We start from the raw sequence: 19,240 nt of genomic DNA on the forward strand, positions 1-19,240 counted from the left end.
CGTCCGCCCCTCGCGGACGGGCCAGACCGCCCGAGGGCGGCCGGTCGGTGCTGGCGGGCGCCAGCACCGACCTGGACGCTCAGTGAGAACCGAGCGTTGTCATGGGGCTGATATCAGCAGCCTTGAGGCGCGTCTCCTCGGCGGAGGCGTCGTCGAGGTCGTGGGAAGCAGCTTCCTCGGCCTCGGCGCGCGCGGTGTAGGACGCGATCTCCGCCGCCCGGCGCTCGTCGTCCCAGCCGAGGATCGGCGCGATGATGTCGACGATCTCGGGGAGGGCGGCGAGCCCACGGTCGCGCTCCTCGTAGACGAGGCGCGTGCGGTGCAGCATCACGTCTTCGAGGTGGAGGACACCCTCGTGGCTCGCCGCGTAGGAGACCTCGGCGCGGAGATACGCGGACGCGTGCTCGAGCGGCTTGGCGAGGCTCGGGTCCTGCTCGCACAGGTGGACGATGTCTGCGACGAGCGCGCCGTACCGGTGGAAGAGGTGGTCGAGCATGGCGTTCGACCACCCGTACGTCGAGGCGTGGGTGCGCGCCCAGTTGCGCTGGGCCTCGAGCCCGACGGCGCCGAGCAGCGGCGTCTTGGACGTCACGGACGGGAGCTGGCTCGCCTCCGCGCCGAGCGCGAAGTCGACGGCGTCCTCAGCCATGACACGATAGGTGGTGAGCTTGCCGCCCGCGATGACGGTGAGGCCTGGCTCGGGTGAGGCGACAGTGTGCTCACGCGACACCTTGGCCGACGACGTGCCCTCCTTGGTGCCCGGCTGCAGGAGCGGGCGCAGGCCCGCCCACGTGCCGATGATGTCGTCGCGCGTGAGCGGCTCGGCGAGGACGGCGTTCGCGTGCTCGAGGACGTAGTCGATGTCGGCCGAGGTCGCGACGGGGTGCGTGAGCTCCTGCTCCCACGGGGTGTCCGTCGTGCCGATGACCCAGTAGCGGGACCACGGGATGACGAAGAGCACGGACTTCTCGGTCTGGAGGATCAGGCCGACCTTGCCGCGGATGCGGTCGCGCGGGACGACGATGTGGATGCCCTTGGACGCGAGCACCCGCAGCCCGCCGGAGCCGCCCGCGAGAGCCTCGGTGTCCTCGGTCCAGACGCCCGTGGCGTTGATGACGTGGCGAGCCTTGGCGGTGATCTTCTCGCCGGTCTCGAGGTCCTGGAGGACGGCGCCGTCGATGCGGCCGCGCGCGTTCTTCGTGAGCTCGACGACCTGGGTGCGGCTCGCGGCGTGGGCGCCGTAGCCCGCGGCGGTCCGGACGAGGGTCGAGACGAGGCGCGCGTCATCGACGCTCGCGTCCCAGTAGCGCAGCGCGCCGACGGCGGCGTCGTGGCGCAGGTCGGGGAACAGGCGGTCCATGCCCTTGCGGCTGAGGTGGCGGTGCCACGGCATCGCGCGCTTGCCGGGGGCGAGGGTCGCGAGCCCGTCGTACAGGGCGACGCCGGCGCCGACATAGGCGCGCTCCCAGACCTTGTGCTCGAGCGGGTACAGGAACGAGACCGGCTTGACGAGGTGCGGGGCGAGCTTGTTGATGAGGAGGTCGCGCTCGGTGAGCGCCTCCTTGACCAGGTGGAAGTCGAGCATCTGCAGGTAGCGCAGGCCACCGTGCACGAGCTTCGAGGAACGGCTCGATGTGCCGGAGGACCAGTCCTGCGCCTCGACGATCGCGGTGCTCAGGCCGCGGGTCACGGCGTCGAGCGCGATGCCGGCGCCGGTCACGCCGCCGCCGACGACCAGGACGTCGAGCGGGGTGGCCGCGCTCTGGCGGAGCGCCTCGAGCGAGGCCTCACGGGTGCTGGGGGTCAGACGGGTTGACGTGCCGGAGACTGACATTGCTGGCCTTTCGCCGGAGGTTGGTGCTGTTCCGGTCTCAACCAAACATCGGTAGAACATCCGCGCAACCGGGCTGCACATATGTGCAACGCTAGGACCAAGATCCCGGGTGACAAGACCCTCTGGGACGTCCGTGGAGGTGGCAGCGTGGCAATTCGTTCAGACCTGCGTTCCCTGCGGCACAGCCGCGACGCGTACGCCGCGGCGTCGATGTACTACCTCCAGGACATGAAGATGGAGGCCATCGCCAAGCACCTCGGGACATCCCGCTCGACCGTCTCGCGGATGATCCGCGACGCCCGCGAGAGCGGCATCGTCGAGATCACCCTGCGCCCCACGCACTCCCGAGCACCCGGCCTCACGCAGCGTCTGCGCGACGACTACGACATCGAGGCGTTCGTCGTCCCCGTCCCCGACTCGGGCGCGCAGCTCGACCGCCTCGACCAGGTCGCCCGGACGACCGCCCGCCTCATCACGTCCTGGTTCGACTCCGAGATGGTCCTCGCTATCGCCTGGGGCACCACGATCAACGCCATCTCCGGGCACCTGACGAACAAGCCCACGCGCGGCTCCGCCGTCGTGCAGCTCAACGGTGCCGCCAACACCCGCACCTCCGGCGTCGACTACGCCGGCGACCTCATCTCCGGCTTCGGGCGCGCCTTCGGCGCGCACGTCCACTACTTCCCCGTCCCCGCGTTCTTCGACTACGCCGAGACGCGCGACGCGATGTGGCGCGAGCGCAGCGTGCAGCGCGTCGTCGACGTGCAGCGCCGCGCCGACATCGCCCTGTTCTCGGTCGGAGCCCTCCAGGGCGAGCTCCCGAGCCACGTCTACTCCGCCGGTTACCTCGAGCCGGACGACGTCGCGACCCTCGAGGCCGAGGGCGTCGTCGGCGACGTCTGCACGGTCTTCCTGCGCGCCGACGGCACCTACTCCGACATCGACCTCAACGCGCGCGCGACCGGCCCCACACCAGCCCAGCTGCGTGCCGTTCCCCGGCGCGTCTGCGCGGTCGCAGGCGACAACAAGGTCGTCCCGCTGCGCGCCGCCCTCCTCGCCGGCGCGGTCACCCACCTCGTCATCGACGAGCTGACCGCGCTGCGCCTCTTCGAGCTCGACGACGCCGAGCGCGCGGCCGCCGAACGTGGCGCCGCGCTGCGCGACGCCACGACGGTGTCGTGACGGCCGCGCGGGCTGCGCAGCAGCCACTTCCTGTGCAGGTCAGCGCTTCGCGGTGCCGGGGTAGTAGCGTGCAGGGCGTGCCCGAAGCCTCCCGCGAGTTCACCGTCCGGCCCGCCCTGCCCGCAGACGTCCGAGCCATCCGCGAGCTGGTCGAACCGTACGCGAACGAGCGCATCCTCATCGCCAAGGAGCAGGTGACGTACTACGAGGCCGTGCAGGAGTTCGTCGTCGCGGTCGACGCCGACGGCACGGTCGTCGGCTGTGGCGCCCTGCACGTGATGTGGGTCGACCTCGCCGAGATCCGCACCCTCGCCGTCGCCCCGGGGTGGAACGGCACGGGCGCAGGCTCCGCGCTGCTGACGACGCTCCTCGACCGGGCGCGTGCGCTCGGACTGGCACGCGTGTTCTGCCTGACCTTCGAGGTCGACTTCTTCACCCGGCACGGCTTCGAGGAGATCGAGGGGACGGTCGTCTCACCCGAGGTGTACGCCGAGCTCCTGCGCTCGCACGACGACGGCGTCGCCGAGTTCCTCGACCTCGCCCGCGTGAAGCCCAACACCCTCGGCAACACCCGGATGCTCCTGCACCTCTGACGCCGCTGAGCGCGGGCCCACAGCCGCGCTCAGCGCGGCAGCACGTAGCCGTCCGGCGTCTGCTCGGCGAGATGGTCCTCCACGAGCCCGGCGAGCGCGCGGTCCAGCTGTGCAGGGTCCGGCCAGTCGATGCCTGCGCGCGGCACCGGCCCGTCCGCCGCGCGCAGCGCCGCCATGACCCGGCCACGGCACTGCCGGTCCGTCCCCGCCCACGCCTGCGTGCGGCGTCGGGCAGCGTGCTCGTCCGCAGGGAAGCCCGCGAGCCGCCACGCGCACAGGTCCGCGACCGGGCACTTCACGCACCGCGGGGAGCGCGCCGTGCACACGAGCGCGCCGAGCTCCATCGACGCTGCCGCCCACTCCGCAGCCTCCGCGTCGTCCTGCGGGACGAGCGCCTCCGCGCGCCGCACCTCAGCGACCGTCTGGTGCGGGTGCGGCAGCGCAGCACCGTCGAGAGCACGTGCGAGGACGCGTCGCACGTTCGTGTCCAGGACGACGGCGCGACGCCCGAACGCGAACGCCGTCACCGCGCCCGCCGTGTACGCCCCGACACCCGGCAACGCGAGCAGCTCGTCGAAACCTTGCGGCACCTGACCGTCGTGCCGCTCGGTGATCGCCCGCGCGCAGTCCTGCAGCCGCAACGCCCGCCGCGGGTAGCCGAGCCGACCCCACGCCCGCAGCACCTCCGCCGTCGGCGCCGCCGCCACGTCCGCCGGCCCAGGCCAGCGCGCCATCCACTCGCGCCACACCGGCTCGACCCGCACGACCGGCGTCTGCTGGAGCATCACCTCGCTCACGAGCACGCCCCACGGCGTACGGTCCGGCGCACGCCACGGCAGGTCACGTGCCGCACCGGCGAACCACGCGCAGACGCGCTCGCGGACCAGGGCGGGGGAGGGAGGCACGACGACGATTCTGCGCGACGTGGCACGCCACGCGCACCTCGTGCCCCGCGGCGCGCGCGGTGCGGCGCGCCTCGCGACGCCGCGCCTGCTCGGTTCGTAGCCTGGGGGCAGCATCGCCGCCGACGTCGACCCAGGGAAGGTGGGAGCGTGAGCACTGTCATCCGCCCCGTGGGCCCGCTGCCCCCTCGCGTGTACTGGGTGCGCCGACTCCTCCTGATCGCCGCGGTCGTCGTCGTGGTCGCACTCGTCGCAGCCGCCGTCAGCAAGATCGCGGGCGCCGGCGACGCTCCCCCCGCGAAGCCGACCCCGTCAGCCGCGGCCACCGAACCGTCAGGCTCCGGCGGCAAGGACGGCCAGCCCGCGGGCGGCACCGACGAGAAGCCCGCCGACCCGAGCGCCGAGGAGCCGGTCAAGACCGGTGCCGAGTCCGGGGGGTCGGGCGACGTGCCCGCGTGCGCGCAGGAGGACGTCGGCATCAAGCTCTCGGCCGACGGCGAGACGTTCCAGGGGCGCAACGTGAAGTTCGCCCTCGAGGTGACGAACACGAGCGACCGTTCCTGCCTGATCGACGTCACCGACAAGACGCGCGAGCTCGTGATCGTGTCGGGACCCGCCCGCATCTGGGGCAGCGCCGACTGCGTCGACCCGAAGCCCCGGATGCTGCTGCTCGCGGCGGGCCAGTCCGACGCAGCGTCCCTCACCTGGAAGCGGGTGCGGTCCGAGCCGGGCTGCCCGACGAAGGGCGTCGAGGCGAAGGCCGGAACCTACCGCGCGACGGCGAGCATCCTCGGAAAGACGTCCGACGAGGTCGTGCTCGTCCTGTCCTGAGTCGGACGCCTGCGTCACAAGCCGGGCGGGTGCGCGAGGTAGGGGCTTGCGCACGAGGTAGGGCCGTGCAGGCGCCTGTCTGGCGTGGAACCCGCTACCTCGCGCGGGTCCGCTGGGTGTGGGACCCACTGCGTGGCGAGAAGGGTCAGACGTAGCGCTCGAGGATGCTCGACTCGGCGAGACGCGACAGACCCTCACGGATCGCGCGGGCGCGCTGCTCGCCGACACCCTCGACGCTCATGAGCTCCTCGATCGTCGCTGCGAGCATGCGCTGCAGGCCGCCGAAGTGCACGACGAGCCGCTCGACGATCGCGCCCGGCAGGCGGGGAACCTTCGACAGGAGGCGGTACCCGTGCGGGGCGACTGCGGCGTCGAGCGCCTCGCCCCCACCCGGCAGGCCGAGCACCCGTCCGATCTGCGACAGGTCCAGCAGCTGGGTCGAGTCGAGCTCGCCGAGCTCGGCGAGGACGTCGGCCGACGTGCGGTCCTTGCGGGACAGCTCGACATAGTCCCGGATGACGGCGTCCCGGTCGGAGCCGAGGCCGCCGATCAGCTCGTCGAGCTGGAGCGACAGCAGACGCCCGTCGGTGCCGAGCTCGATGACGTAGCCGGCGATCTCCTCGGAGATGCGTCCGACCATCTCGAGACGCTGCACGACGGCGCACACGTCGCGGACCGTGACGAGATCCTCGATCTCGAGCGCGGAGAGCGTGCCGGACACCTCGTCGAGGCGGGCGCGGTACCGCTCGAGCGTCGCGAGCGCCTGGTTCGCGCGGGACTGGATCGCCTCGGTGTCCTCGATGACGTGGCGCGAGCCACCCGAGTAGACGGCGACGATCCGCATCGACTGGCTCACCGAGATGACCGGGAAGCCGGTCTGCTTGGCGACCCGCTCGGCGGTGCGGTGGCGGGTGCCCGACTCGGACGTGGAGATCGTCGGGTCGGGGAGGAGCTGCACGGCGGCGCGCACGATGCGCGAGGCGTGCCGGTCGAGGACGATCGCGCCGTCCATCTTCGCGAGCTCGCGCAGACGGGTCGCGGAGAACTCGACGTCGAGCTCGAACCCGCCCGAGCAGATGTCGTCGACGACGCCGTCCATGCCCATGACGATCAGCGCGCCGGTGCGCCCACGCAGGATGCGTTCGAGGCCGTCCCGGAGCTCGGTGCCGGGCGCGACAGCCGCGAGGGTGTCACGAAGCTGGTCGTCCAGGTGGGCTGAGTACGGAGGCACGAGGCCGATCCTAGCCGTCAGGCCCCTCGCAGCGCCGCCGTTGCGCCGTTCGCCGCGCCGAGGTGATCCTCGGCCGGGCCGAGAGCGAGCTCCGCAGCGTGCGCGACGTGCACGGCCGGCAGGACGGTCATCCCGGCAGGCACCTGGTCGAGCGTCTCGAACGACGCCTGCGGGACGATCGCCCGACGCAGGCCGAGGCGCGCAGCCTCGGCGAGACGCCGCCCGAGCGCGGACACCGGACGCAGGTCTCCCGAGAGCCCGACCTCGCCGACCGCGATCGTCCCGCGGGCGACCGGCCGGTGGCTCACGGCGCTCGCCGCGGCGAGCGCGATCGCGAGGTCCGCCGACGGCTCGACGACGCGCAGGCCCCCGATCGTCGAGATGTACATGTCGAGCTGTTCAGCGCGCAGGCCCGCGAAGCGGTGCATGACGGCAAGGATCATCGCGACCCGGCTCGAGTCGATCCCGTTCGTCGTGCGGCGCGGGTTCGCGAGCGTCGTCGGGACAGCGAGCGACTGCACCTCGAGAGGGAGCGGACGGCGACCCTCGAGCGTCACCGTCACGCACGTGCCGGGAGTCTCGGAGACGGTGTGCGACAGGAAGAGCCCGCTCGGGTCGGCGAGGCCGACGATCCCCGACTCCGTGAGCTCGAAGCAGCCGACCTCGTCGGTCGCGCCGTAGCGGTTCTTGACCGCCCGGACCATGCGCAGGCTCGAGTGGCGGTCGCCCTCGAACTGACAGACGACGTCGACGAGGTGCTCGAGCGTGCGAGGACCCGCGACGGAGCCGTCCTTCGTCACGTGGCCGACCAGGAGGACCGGCATGTCGCGGCCCTTCGCGGCCGCGATGATCGCGCCAGCGACCTCCTTGACCTGCGCGACGCCGCCCGGCCCGCCCTCGACCTGGGCCGACGCGATGGTCTGCACCGAGTCCAGCACGAGGAGGTACGGGTCGGTCGCCTCGATGTGCCCGAGGACCGTCCCGAGGTCCGTCTCGGCGGCGAGGAGCAGGTTCGGGTCGAGCGCGCCGATCCGTTCGGCGCGCAGCCGCACCTGCCCGGCCGACTCCTCGCCCGTCACGTACAGGACGGTGCGGCCGCTCGCTGCGGCGATCGACGCGACGTCGAGCAGGAGGGTCGACTTGCCGACGCCCGGCTCGCCCGCGAGCAGGACGACGGCCCCCGGCACGAGACCGCCCCCGAGGACGCGGTCGAGCTCCGCGACGCCCGTCGGCACCGCGCGAGCCGCGTCGACGGGGATCTGGTCGATCGGACGCGCCGGGGTGCGCGCGGGAGACGTCGCCGCCGTGCGCGGACCCGCCGTCGGCCCCGCGCTCTGCGAGACCGTTCCCCACTCCTGGCACTCGCCGCACCGCCCGACCCACTTGCTCGTGGTCCAGCCGCACTCGCTGCACGCGAACGCGGGGCGCGACAGGCGCGCAGAGGTGCGGGTGGCGGCGGGAGGCGTCATGGGCGACACGGTATCTGCCCCTTCCGACACGCTCGCGCGCCCTGGACGCCAGGACGCGGCCCGCCCGGTCCCCGTAGGCTCGGGAAGATCGACGGAAGGACGTGAGATGTCTGAGCACACCGAGCCCACCCAGGTCCCCGAGCCGGCCGAGCCGGTGAAGGTGGGAGTGAGAGGCCAGGTGCCCGAGCACGGGCGCAGCCGCCCGCGGCGGCGCGGCCTCGTCCTGGGGATCGTCGGTGCGGTCGTCCTCGTCGGTGGAGGCGTGACGGCTGCCGTGCTCGCGAACCGGGAGCCGACGGCGCCCGTGACGCCGCCCGCCGTGACGATCACCAACCCTGTGCCCACGGCCGCGGTCGCGCCTGCCCCGCGCGAGGAGCCGACGCCGCTCGTCGCGGCTCTCCCCGACACGGTCCTGCAGTGGGCGTTCGCGGGGGTCGAGGACGCCGAGGGGCCCGGCGACGCCCTCGAGTCGTACCGCGTGACGTACACGGACGGGGCGGGTGGCGACGTCGTGCTCGAGGTGAACCAGCTGCGCGACGCCGACGCGGCGCGTGCGACCGCCGGGGCGCGTGCGGGGGCGTTCGCGGAGGCGACGCCGGACGGCACCGCGACGGTGCTCCCGGTCGTGATCGGCGGCGCGCAGACGTCGGAGGCGACCATCCGTACCGTGCCTGCGGGGACGGGCGCGGCGACGTGGGTGAACGGGACCGTGGCGTTCCACGCCGAGGGGCCTGCGGACGGCATCGAGGACTTCTTCCGCGCGTTCCCGCTGTGAGGCTCCCCCGGTGAGATAGTTGTCGCACGCGCGGTCCGGCCGCGCCTGATCGACAGGGGAGCACGACATGGCGCTCGACGAGGTGGGTGTGCGTCCCGGCGCGTCTCGAGCGCCCTCGATGGCGGACGTCGCCGAGCGTGCCGGCGTCTCCCACCAGACCGTCTCGCGGGTGCTCAACGACCACCCGAACGTGCGGCCGGAGACGCGTGCGCGCGTCCTCGACGCGATCGACGAGCTGGGCTACCGCCGCAACAGCGCGGCGCGTGCGCTCGCGACGAACAGGTCAGGGATCTTCGGCGTCGTCTCGACCGGCTCGGCGCTGTACGGCCCGTCGTCGACGGCGATCGGTATCGAGGTCGCGGCGCGCGAGGCTGGGTACTACGTGTCGGTCGCGACGGTGACGCGGTTCGACCCGGCGTCGATGCGGCAGGTCATGGACCACTTCCTCGGTCAGGGTGTCGAGGGGATCATCATGATCGCGCCGCAGGTCGACGCGACCCGTGCGGTCGTGAGCCTGGCGGCTCCCGTCCCGGTGGTCATGATCTCGTCGACGGGGATCCGTGAGGGTTCTCCCGGTCCGGGCATGATCCGCTCGGTGAGCGTCGACCAGGTCGCGGGTGCGACGGCGGTCACAGACCACCTGATCGGGCTGGGCCACGAGCAGGTCGTGCACCTCGCAGGTCCGCAGGACTGGTTCGACGCACGGGCGCGCGTCGCGGGCTGGCGGGCTGCGGTCGAGCGTGCTGGGCTCGCGATGGAGGACCCGCTGCCGGGTGACTGGACTGCGGAGCGCGGGTACTCGGCGGGCCGGCGGATGGTGCGCGAGGGACTGCCGACGGCGGTGTTCGCGGCGAACGACCAGCTGGCGCTGGGGATGCTGCGCGCGTTCTGGGAGTCGGGGGTGCGGGTGCCTGAGGACGTGTCGGTGGCTGGGTTCGACGACGCGACCGGTGCTGCGCACTTCATCCCTCCGTTGACGACGGTGCGGCAGGACTTCCAGGCGCTCGGTCGGCTGGCGATCGATGCGATGCGCACGATGCTCGCTGGTCGCGAGCCGGTCGTGACGCCGCTCGTCCCGACGCTCCAGGTGCGGTCGAGCACGGCCCCGCCGCGCCCCTGAGCCGACGTCGGGGTGCAGGTCCCGCGGAAGCGCGCGGCTGAGCGTCAGATCGGACTTCTTCGGACAAGCGTGTTGCCGACGCGCGATTGTTAGCGCTAACATGATGCTGCGTCACTCCGCCGGGCCCCGCGGCCCGACGACGACGCAACCGCGCCAACGGCGGCGCGGGCCCTGGGAAGTAACCCTTCCCGGGAGGTACGGGAGAGGACGCCGACGATGGCGGAAGCTGCTCAGGGATCGACCATCCTCGCGGACGGTCGCGCTGTGCTCGGCATCGAGCTGGGCTCGACGCGCATCAAGGCCGTCCTCGTCGGACCGGACCACCAGCCGCTCGCCCAGGGCGGGCACGGCTGGGAGAACCAGCTCGTCGACGGCGTGTGGACCTACGCGCTCGACGACGTCACGACCGGGGTCCAGGCTGCCGTCGCCGCACTGCTCGACGACGCCGAGGAGCGCCACGGCGTGCGCCCCGTCGAGGTCGCCGCCGTCGGCGTCTCCGCGATGATGCACGGCTACCTCGCCCTCGACGCGGCCGACGAGCTCCTCGTCCCCTTCCGCACCTGGCGCAACACCTCGACCGGAGCAGCGTCCGCGCTCCTCACCGAGGCGCTCGACTTCAACATGCCGCTGCGCTGGTCCGTCAGCCACCTCGTCCAGGCCGTCCTCGACGAGGAGCCGCACGTCGCGCACGTCGCCTCGCTGACGACTCTCGCCGGATGGGTCCACCACCGGCTGACCGGACGCCGCGTCCTCGGCGTCGGCGACGCCTCCGGGATGTTCCCGATCGACCCGACGACCGGCGGCTACGACGCTGCGCGCCTCGCCGTCGTCGACACGCTCCTCGCCGAGCGCGGGTTCACCACGCCGCTGGGCGACCTCCTGCCCACCCCGCTCCCCGCCGGGGCCGACGCCGGCCTCCTCACCGAGGAGGGCGCGCTCTTGCTCGACCCCAGCGGAGCGATCCGCCCGGGGGCGCCGGTCGCCCCCCCCGAGGGGGACGCCGGCACAGGCATGGTCGCGACAGGTGCAGTCCGCCCGCGCACCGGCAACGTCTCCGCAGGCACCTCGATCTTCGCGATGGTCGTCCTCGAAGGCCCGCTCCGCAACGTCCACGAAGAGCTCGACGTCGTCACGACCCCCGCAGGCGACCTCGTCGCGATGGTGCACTGCAACAACGGTGCGAGCGAGCTCGGCGCCTGGGCCGCGGTCTTCGGCGAGCTCGCCACCGCGCTCGGCACGCCCGCGACGCAGGACCAGGTGTTCGCCGCGCTGCTGCGCGCAGCGCTCGACGGTGCCGCCGACGCGGGCGGCGTCTACGCGTACAACCAGCTGTCCGGCGAACCGATCGCGGGCCTCGACGAGGGACGGCCCCTCGTCGTGAGGACCCCCGGCAGCCGTCTGACGCTCGCCAACCTCGCCCGCGCCCAGGTGTACGGCGTCTTCGCGGCGCTGAGCCTCGGGCTGCGCGTCCTCGCGGACGAGGGCGTGTCGATCGACTCGCTCCAGGCGCACGGCGGCATGTTCCGGACGGCCGGCGTCGCGCAGCGGATGCTCGCCGCCGCCGTCGGCGTCCCCGTGAGCGTGAGCGACACGGCTGGCGAGGGGGGCGCCTGGGGGATGGCGGTCCTCGCCTCCTACCGCCTCGACCCGCGCGGGCTCACCCTCGTGGACTTCCTCGACGAGCACGTGCGTGCGACGTCGACCACGGTCGCGACCCCCGACGCCGACGACGTCGCCGGGTACGCGCACTACCTCGAGGGTTACGAGCAAGGGCTGGCAGCCGTACGGACGGCCGCCGAGGTGCTCCGGTGAGCGCCGGGGCGGGACGAGCAGAGGGACGGACGATGGTGACGTTGGACGAGATGAGCGCCGAGGTTCGCGCGGAGGTCGCGCGCGTCCGTGACCTGGTCGCGCGGCTGCACGCCGAGCTTCCGAGGTGGGGCCTGGTCGTGTGGACCGCGGGCAACGTGTCCCAGCGGGTCCGCGTGCACGACGGCGAGGACCTGTTCGTCATCAAGCCCTCGGGCGTGACCTACGACGACCTGACGGCCGAGTCGATGGTCGTGTGCACGCTCGACGGCGAGCTGCTCGACGGCACGCGCGCCCCGTCGTCGGACACCGCGGCGCACGCTTACGTGTACCGGAACATGCCGGAGGTCGGGGGAGTCGTGCACACGCACTCGACGTACGCGACCGCGTGGGCCGCGCGCGGCGAGGAGATCCCGTGCGTCCTGACGATGATGGCCGACGAGTTCGGCGGGCCTGTCCCGATCGGTCCGTTCGCGCTCATCGGTGACGACTCGATCGGGCGGGGCATCGTCGAGACCCTCACGGGCTCGCGCAGCCCGGCCGTGCTCATGCAGAACCACGGGCCCTTCACGATCGGCAGGGACGCGACGGCGGCCGTCAAGGCAGCCGTCATGGTCGAGGAGGTAGCGCGGACGATCCACGTCGCGCGGCAGCTCGGGGAGCCCGTACCGATCGACCAGCGCGCGATCGACAGCCTCTATGCCCGGTACCAGAACGTGTACGGCCAGCCTGCGCCCGCGCAGCGCTGAACCTGCGCCGCGACGACGCCCGCACGCGACCTTTCGACGACGAGAGATCTTGGAGCAACGATGAACAAGCCGTACCAGGACCGCGAGATCTGGTTCCTCACGGGGAGCCAGCACCTCTACGGCGAGGAGACCCTCCGGCAGGTGGCCGAGCAGTCGCAGGAGGTCGCGCGCGCGCTCGACGCCTCGGGCGACGTGCCGGCGCCGGTCGTGTGGAAGCCCGTCCTCACCGATGCGGACGCGATCCGCAGGGCGATGATCGACGCGAGCGCTGACGACAAGGTGCTCGGCGTGATCACGTGGATGCACACGTTCAGCCCCGCGAAGATGTGGATCGCCGGGCTCGACGCGCTGCGCAAGCCGCTGCTGCACCTGCACACGCAGGCGGCCGCGGACCTGCCGTGGGACAGCATCGACATGGACTTCATGAACCTCAACCAGGCGGCGCACGGCGACCGTGAGTACGCGTACATCCAGACGCGGCTCGGGGTCTCGCGCACGACCGTCGTCGGGCACGTGTCCAACCCCGCCGTCACGCGCCGGGTCGGCACGTGGGTGCGTGGCGCGGCCGGTTGGGCTGCGACGCACGAGCTGCGTCTCGCGCGCTTCGGCGACAACATGCGCAACGTCGCGGTCACCGAGGGTGACAAGACGGAGGCCGAGCTGCGCTTCGGCGTCTCCGTCAACACGTGGGGTGTGAACGACCTGGTGGCGGCCGTCGACGCGGTGGAGGAGGCCGCGATCGACGGCGTCGTCGCCGAGTACGAGGACCTCTACGACGTCGTCCCTGAGCTGCGCCGCGGTGGCGAGCGTCATGAGGCGCTGCGGTACGCGGCGCGTCAGGAGGTGGCGCTCGAGGGGTTCCTCTCGGAGCTCGGCGCGAAGGCGTTCACGACGAACTTCGAGGACCTCGGCGCGCTGCGCCAGCTCCCGGGCATCGCGGTGCAGCGGCTCATGTCGAAGGGCTACGGCTTCGGTGCTGAGGGTGACTGGAAGACGGCGGTGCTCGTGCGGGCCGCCAAGGTCATGGGGGCGGGGCTGCCGGGTGGCGCCTCCCTCATGGAGGACTACACGTACGACCTGACCCCCGGCGCGGAGCGGATCCTCGGCGCGCACATGCTGGAGATCTGCCCGTCGCTGACGACGTCGACCCCGCGGGTGGAGATCCACCCGCTCGGGATCGGTGGCAAGGAGGACCCGGTTCGGATGGTGTTCGACACCGACCCGGGCGTGGGTGTCGTCGTGTCGCTCGCGGACATGCGGGACCGGTTCCGGCTGACGGCGAACGTGGTCGACCTGGTCGAGCACCCGCCGCTGCCGAGCCTGCCGGTCGCGCGAGCCGTGTGGGAGCCGCGACCCGACTTCACGACGTCGGCGGAAGCGTGGCTCACGGCGGGCGGCGCGCACCACACGGTGCTGTCGACCGCAGCAGGTGTGGAGGCCTTCGAGGTCTTCGCTCAGATCGCCCGGACGGAGCTGCTCGTCATCGACGAGACGACGACGCGTCGGGGTTTTGCAGACCAGGTCCGGTGGAACCAGGTCTACTACCGTCTGGCACAGGGCTTGTGACGTGCTGACACGTTCGGCGCAGGTCGCACCGGGGGATTCCTGGGCGGTCTGCGAGGCTGGCAAATCGTGACACAACGGTGACCCAAGAACTTCTGGGCACCAGCGTTTGTTAGCGCTAACATCATCACTGTGACGAGGTCGACGCCGACCTCGCGCTCGTACCGGAACCTGAGGGGGACCGGTGTCTCAAGGAGGAGATATGCGACGCAACACGTTCACGCGGACCATGGTCGCCGCGGCGGCCACGATCTCGATGCTCACCCTCGCCGCCTGCGGCGGCGGCTCTGACGACCCGGCCACGACCGGTGGCGGGACGCCCCAGGCCGGCGGAGGAAGCGACCTGATCAAGGTCGGGTTCTCGCAGCTCGGCGCCGAGTCGGGCTGGCGCACCGCCAACACCGAGTCCGTGAAGTTCAACCTCACCAAGGAGAACGGCTTCGACCTCACGTTCGTCGACGCCCAGCAGAAGCAGGAGAACCAGATCAAGGCTCTCCGCGACTTCATCGACCAGGGCGTCGACGTCATCGCGTTCTCGCCCGTCATCGAGACCGGCTGGGACGAGGTGCTCCAGGACATCAAGGACGCCAAGATCCCCGTCGTCCTCGTCGACCGCACCGTCGACACGACCGTCGCAGACCCGTTCGTCACCTGGATCGGCGCCGACTTCACCAAGGAAGGCGTGACCGCCGGCGAGTGGGTCAAGGCCAACCACCCCGACGCCAAGATCTTCGAGCTCCAGGGCACGATGGGCTCCGGCGCGCAGACCAACCGCCAGGAGGGCTTCCGCTCGATCGTCGGTGACAACGTCATCGGTGAGGCTTCGGGCAACTTCACCCGCGCCGAGGGCAAGGCCGCGACCGAGGCCGCGCTCGCCGCGTACCCCGACATGGACCTGATCTTCGCGCACAACGACGACATGGGCCTCGGCGCCATCGAGGCGATCGAGGCGACCGGCAAGAAGCCCGGCGTCGACATCAAGATCGTCACCGTGGACGGCGTCAAGGACGGTCTGCAGGCCCTCGTCGACAAGAAGTTCAACTACGTCGTCGAGTGCAACCCCGCCTTCGGTGACCAGCTCGCCGAGCTGATCAAGAAGGTCGCCGCCGGCGAGCAGGTCGAGAAGAGCACCATCGTCGTCGACGAGGCCTTCGACCAGACGATCACCCAGGAGTTCGTCGACTCCCGCACGTTCTGACAGGCGCACCCCCGCCCGGCCGAGGAGGGCCGGGCGGGGGTGGCCACCGCGAGGACGCAGGGACGCCAGGGCGCGACGGCGCGCCGAGCCAGCGTGACCAGGAAGAAGGCAGCAATGACCGAGACGGCGGGGAGCACCGCAGCTCCGATCGTCCAGATGACCGGGATCACCATCGAGTTCCCTGGCGTGAAGGCCCTCGACGGCGTCGACTTCCGCCTCTTCCCCGGTGAGGTGCACGCCCTCATGGGCGAGAACGGCGCAGGGAAGTCCACCCTCATCAAGGCCCTCACCGGCGTCTACCAGACGACGAGCGGCACGATCCTCGTGGACGGCGTCGAGCACAGCTTCAGCGGGCCCGACCAGGCCCAGGCGGCAGGCATCAGCACGGTGTACCAAGAGGTCAACCTGTGCTCGAACCTGTCCGTCGCCGAGAACGTCATGCTCGGCCACGAGCCCCGCACCGGCCCCTTCATCAGCTGGCGCAAGATGCGCCGGCAGGCCGCCGAGTACCTCGAGCGCCTCCACCTCGACATCGACACGTCGTCGCTGCTCTCGGCACACTCGATCGCCGTGCAGCAGCTCTGCGCGATCGCCCGCGCGACCGTCGTCGACGCTAAGGTCCTCATCCTCGACGAGCCCACCTCGAGCCTGCAGAAGGCCGAGGTCGACGAGCTCTTCGCGGTCATCCGCGAGCTGCGCGACGCAGGCGTCGCCATCCTCTTCGTCTCCCACTTCCTCGACCAGATCTACGAGATCTCCGACCGGCTCACAGTCCTGCGCAACGGCAGGCTCGTCGGCGAGCACCTCGTCGCCGACCTGCCGCGCCGCGAGCTCATCGGCAAGATGATCGGCCGCGAAGGAGCAGCCCTCGACGCGATCGAACGAGGCGCCCAGGCGGCGTTCGACGCCAAGCAGGAGCACGGCACGCCCGCCCTGCACGCCGTCGGCCTCGGGCGTGACGGCTCGATCGAGCCGTACGACCTCGACGTCTTCCCCGGTGAGATCGTCGGGCTGGCCGGGCTGCTCGGCTCCGGTCGCACCGAGGCCGTGCGCCTGCTGTGCGGCGCCGACAAGCCCGGCGAGGGCGAGCTCCAGCTCGACGGCAAGCACGTCAAGCTGAGCGACCCGCTCCAGGCCCTCAAGCACGGCATCGCGTTCTCGTCCGAGGACCGCAAGAAGGAGGGCATCATCGGGGACCTCACCGTCCGCGAGAACATCGCCCTCGCCGTCCAGACCGTCCGCGGCGTGTGGAAGCAGGTGCCCAAGCGCGAGCTCGACGAGCTCGTCGACAAGTACGTCAAGGCCCTCAACATCCACCCCGCCAACCCCAACATGCTCGTCAAGAACCTCTCGGGCGGCAACCAGCAGAAGGTGCTCCTCGCGCGGTGGCTCGCCACCGCGCCCACCATCCTCATCCTCGACGAACCCACGCGCGGCATCGACGTCGGCGCCAAGGCGGACATCCAGAAGCTCGTCGCCGAGCTCGCCGCCGACGGCATGTCCGTCGTCTTCATCTCCTCGGAGTTCGAGGAGGTGCTCCGCGTCAGCCACCGCATCGACGTGCTGCGCGACCGCAAGTTCGTCGACTCGATCACCAACAGCCCCGACGTCGACCAGGACACGATCCTCGAGGCCATCGCCAAGAAGGAGGTGGCGTGATGAGCGGCCCGACCGTGACCCTCACCGCCGACCCGACCGGACCCGCTGCCCCCTCGGGCTCCTACCGCACCGCGCCGGTCTCCGTGGTCAGCCGCATCGTCCACCACCAGCTCTTCTGGCCGGTCGTCGCGCTCGTCCTCCTCGTGATCGCGTGCGGCATCAAGAACCCGGTCTTCCTCGACGTCGAGATCCGCGACGGGCACCTGTTCGGCCAGCTCGTCGACATCTCGCGCTACGCGGCGACGCCGCTCCTGCTCGCCCTCGGCATGGCCCTCGTCATCGCGACCGGCGGCATCGACCTCTCGGTCGGCGCGGTCATGGCCATCTCGCTCGCCGTCTCGCTCTCCTACCTCGACGGCAACCCTGGCGCCGGGAGCGTCGGCACGGTGGTCGTCGCGGTCGGGCTCGGCATCCTCGTCGCACTCGTCGCAGGGACGTTCAACGGCTTCATGGTCTCCGTCCTCGGGATCCAACCCTTCATCGCGACGATGATCCTCATGGTCGCCGGTCGCGGCGTCGCGATGCTCATCACCAAGGGGCAGATCACGACCGTGACGAGCCCGCCGTTCAAGTACCTCGGGTCAGGCTTCGTCCTCGGCGTCCCGACCCCCGTCGTCATCGCGCTGCTCGCCCTCGTCGGCGTCGCGGTGCTCGTCCGGCGCACGGCACTCGGCATGCTCCTCGAGTCGATCGGCATCAACCGCGAGGCCAGCCGCCTCGCGGGCGTCCAGTCCCGCAACATCACGTGGTTCGTCTACATCCTCGCGGGCGTCCTCGCCGGCCTCGCCGGGATCGTGTACGGCGCCCCGACCATGGCGGCCGACGCCAACAACATCGGCCTCATGAAGGAGATGGACGCCATCATGTGCGTCGTCCTCGGCGGTACGGCGCTCTCGGGAGGCAAGTTCTACCTCTCCGGCACCGTCGTCGGCGCGCTCATCCTCTCGACGATCGAGCGCGCGGTCATCATCTTCCACATCCCGTCGCAGATCACGCCCCTGTTCAAGGCGCTCGTCATCATCCTCGTCTGCGTCGCCCAGTCGCCGAAGCTCCGCGAGTACCTCGCGCCGAGACGCCGCAGGTCGCTCGTGGCGGCCGCCGTCGCGGTACCGGCCCCGACCAAGGAGGAGGCCCGGTGATGACGACGACCGCCCCCGCCCCGCGCACGTCCACCCCCAGCCCCTCGGAGAAGAAGCCCATGGTCCGCCGCAGGCTCGGCCGGTTCCTGGCCCCGGAGTTCCTGCCGATCGCCGGCACGATCCTCACGTTCGTGATCATGCTCGGCGTCGGGCAAGCGCGGTACGGCGGGGAACGCAGCTTCATCTCGATGAAGCTGTTCTCCAACCTCCTGCAGGACAACGCCTACCTGCTCGTCCTCGCGATCGGCATGACGTTCGTCATCCTCACCGGCGGGATCGACCTGTCGGTCGGCGCCGTCGTCGCCCTCGTCGGCCTCGTCATCGCGACCCTCCTGCCGATGGGCGTCCCCCTCCCGGTCGTGCTCGTGATCGGCGTGCTCATCGGCTCGACGTTCGGCCTGCTCATCGGGGTGCTGGTCCAGTACTTCAACATCCAACCGTTCATCGCGTCGCTCGCCGCGATGTTCCTCGCACGCGGCCTGTGCAACGTCGTGAGCGTCCAGTCCGTCGCGATCAAGGACGAGGGCTTCGCCTCCCTCGCGTCGTGGTCGATCAAGTTCGGCGAGGGACGCGACATCTGGAAGATCAACCTGTCGATGATCGTCGCGCTCGCCGTGCTCGCCTTCGCGTTCTACGTGCTGCACTACACGCGCTTCGGACGCACGGTCTACGGCGTCGGCATGGGCGACGACGGCAACGCGATCCAGCTCATGGGCCTCAAGGCAGGACGCACCAAGCTATGGGTGTACGTGATCTCCGGGACGTGCGCCGGCATCGCCGGGATCCTGTTCGCGTTCTACACGAAGTCCGGCTTCAACCTCACGGGCATCGGCATGGAGCTCGACGCGATCGCCGCGGTCGTCATCGGCGGCACGCTCCTCGCGGGCGGTGGCGGCTACGTCCTCGGCACCGGGGTCGGCGTGCTCGTCTACGGCCTCATCCAGGTGCTCATCGCACGTGAAGGCCTCGACTCCTGGTGGACGAAGGTGTTCATCGGCGTCGTCCTCCTCGGCTTCGTCATCCTGCAGCGCGTGATCGTCACGCGACGCCAGAGATAGGCATGTCCCCGGGCGCGCTCGCGCCCCCGAACAGTCCACCCGCCCACCCCTGACAGTCGCCCGCGGGACTCCACCCCGCTCACCGGCTCCGCAGCACCGTGAGACCTGCTCTCCCGGTGCTGCGGAAG

The 19,240-nt window shown here is 71.3% G+C and carries 16 protein-coding genes; 12 read left to right on the top strand and 4 right to left on the bottom strand.

Going from position 1 to position 19,240, the window contains the following annotated elements:
• Positions 1-79: 79 nt before the first annotated feature.
• Positions 80-1,834 carry a glycerol-3-phosphate dehydrogenase/oxidase gene (locus tag AC4F3Q_RS00310; protein WP_168446426.1) on the bottom strand — a complete coding sequence of 585 codons (1,755 nt, stop codon included), beginning with the start codon at positions 1,832-1,834 and terminating at the stop codon, positions 80-82.
• A 210-nt stretch (positions 1,835-2,044) separates the two neighbouring features.
• On the opposite strand from AC4F3Q_RS00310, the gene AC4F3Q_RS00315 reads away from it, so the two are divergent.
• Complete coding sequence (locus AC4F3Q_RS00315) at positions 2,045-3,016, top strand: sugar-binding transcriptional regulator (RefSeq protein WP_491038826.1); 972 nt, start codon at positions 2,045-2,047, stop codon at positions 3,014-3,016.
• Positions 3,017-3,093: 77 nt separating this feature from the next.
• Entirely contained in the window at positions 3,094-3,609 is a 516-nt protein-coding gene (locus AC4F3Q_RS00320) for an amino-acid N-acetyltransferase (RefSeq protein ID WP_168446424.1), read from the top strand.
• A 29-nt stretch (positions 3,610-3,638) separates the two neighbouring features.
• Here AC4F3Q_RS00320 and AC4F3Q_RS00325 read toward each other — a convergent pair whose 3' ends face one another.
• A complete protein-coding gene (locus tag AC4F3Q_RS00325; protein ID WP_491038281.1) occupies positions 3,639-4,514 on the bottom strand; it encodes an HhH-GPD family protein in 876 nt (291 codons plus the stop codon).
• A gap of 147 nt (positions 4,515-4,661) precedes the next feature.
• Here AC4F3Q_RS00325 and AC4F3Q_RS00330 point away from each other — a divergent pair, with 147 nt between their 5' ends.
• Entirely contained in the window at positions 4,662-5,342 is a 681-nt protein-coding gene (locus tag AC4F3Q_RS00330) for a hypothetical protein (RefSeq protein WP_491038282.1), read from the top strand.
• A 145-nt stretch (positions 5,343-5,487) separates the two neighbouring features.
• Here AC4F3Q_RS00330 and disA read toward each other — a convergent pair whose 3' ends face one another.
• Entirely contained in the window at positions 5,488-6,573 is a 1,086-nt protein-coding gene (gene disA / locus AC4F3Q_RS00335; RefSeq protein ID WP_491038283.1) for a DNA integrity scanning diadenylate cyclase DisA, read from the bottom strand.
• 17 nt (positions 6,574-6,590) lie between these two features.
• Positions 6,591-8,042: a DNA repair protein RadA gene (radA, locus tag AC4F3Q_RS00340; protein WP_491038284.1), complete on the bottom strand. Its 1,452-nt coding sequence runs from the start codon at positions 8,040-8,042 to the stop codon at positions 6,591-6,593.
• Between the two features lie 106 nt (positions 8,043-8,148).
• Here radA and AC4F3Q_RS00345 point away from each other — a divergent pair, with 106 nt between their 5' ends.
• The 9 genes from AC4F3Q_RS00345 (at position 8,149) to AC4F3Q_RS00385 (ending at position 19,112) form a co-directional block, all read left to right on the top strand.
• Positions 8,149-8,817, top strand: a complete 669-nt coding sequence (locus AC4F3Q_RS00345) for a hypothetical protein (RefSeq protein ID WP_491038285.1) — start codon at positions 8,149-8,151, stop codon at positions 8,815-8,817.
• 67 nt (positions 8,818-8,884) lie between these two features.
• Entirely contained in the window at positions 8,885-9,937 is a 1,053-nt protein-coding gene (locus AC4F3Q_RS00350) for a LacI family DNA-binding transcriptional regulator (protein WP_491038286.1), read from the top strand.
• Positions 9,938-10,153: 216 nt separating this feature from the next.
• Entirely contained in the window at positions 10,154-11,749 is a 1,596-nt protein-coding gene (locus tag AC4F3Q_RS00355; RefSeq protein WP_491038287.1) for an FGGY-family carbohydrate kinase, read from the top strand.
• Positions 11,750-11,781: 32 nt separating this feature from the next.
• Positions 11,782-12,495, top strand: a complete 714-nt coding sequence (locus AC4F3Q_RS00360; protein ID WP_168446417.1) for an L-ribulose-5-phosphate 4-epimerase — start codon at positions 11,782-11,784, stop codon at positions 12,493-12,495.
• Between the two features lie 60 nt (positions 12,496-12,555).
• Positions 12,556-14,061, top strand: a complete 1,506-nt coding sequence (gene araA, locus AC4F3Q_RS00365; RefSeq protein WP_491038288.1) for an L-arabinose isomerase — start codon at positions 12,556-12,558, stop codon at positions 14,059-14,061.
• A 199-nt stretch (positions 14,062-14,260) separates the two neighbouring features.
• The gene (locus AC4F3Q_RS00370) at positions 14,261-15,256 is read left to right on the top strand and encodes an ABC transporter substrate-binding protein (RefSeq protein ID WP_491038289.1); all 996 of its coding nucleotides are present in this window, start codon (positions 14,261-14,263) and stop codon (positions 15,254-15,256) included.
• Between the two features lie 114 nt (positions 15,257-15,370).
• Positions 15,371-16,915 carry a sugar ABC transporter ATP-binding protein gene (locus AC4F3Q_RS00375; RefSeq protein ID WP_491038290.1) on the top strand — a complete coding sequence of 515 codons (1,545 nt, stop codon included), beginning with the start codon at positions 15,371-15,373 and terminating at the stop codon, positions 16,913-16,915.
• A complete protein-coding gene (locus tag AC4F3Q_RS00380) occupies positions 16,915-18,054 on the top strand; it encodes an ABC transporter permease (RefSeq protein WP_168446413.1) in 1,140 nt (379 codons plus the stop codon). The genes AC4F3Q_RS00375 and AC4F3Q_RS00380 overlap by 1 nt, the downstream gene beginning before the upstream one ends.
• Positions 18,054-19,112, top strand: a complete 1,059-nt coding sequence (locus AC4F3Q_RS00385; protein WP_491038291.1) for an ABC transporter permease subunit — start codon at positions 18,054-18,056, stop codon at positions 19,110-19,112. Before AC4F3Q_RS00380 ends, AC4F3Q_RS00385 begins: the two co-directional genes overlap by 1 nt.
• The last annotated feature ends 128 nt before the right edge of the window (positions 19,113-19,240 follow it).

This window comes from Flavimobilis sp. BM9, assembly GCF_058313055.1.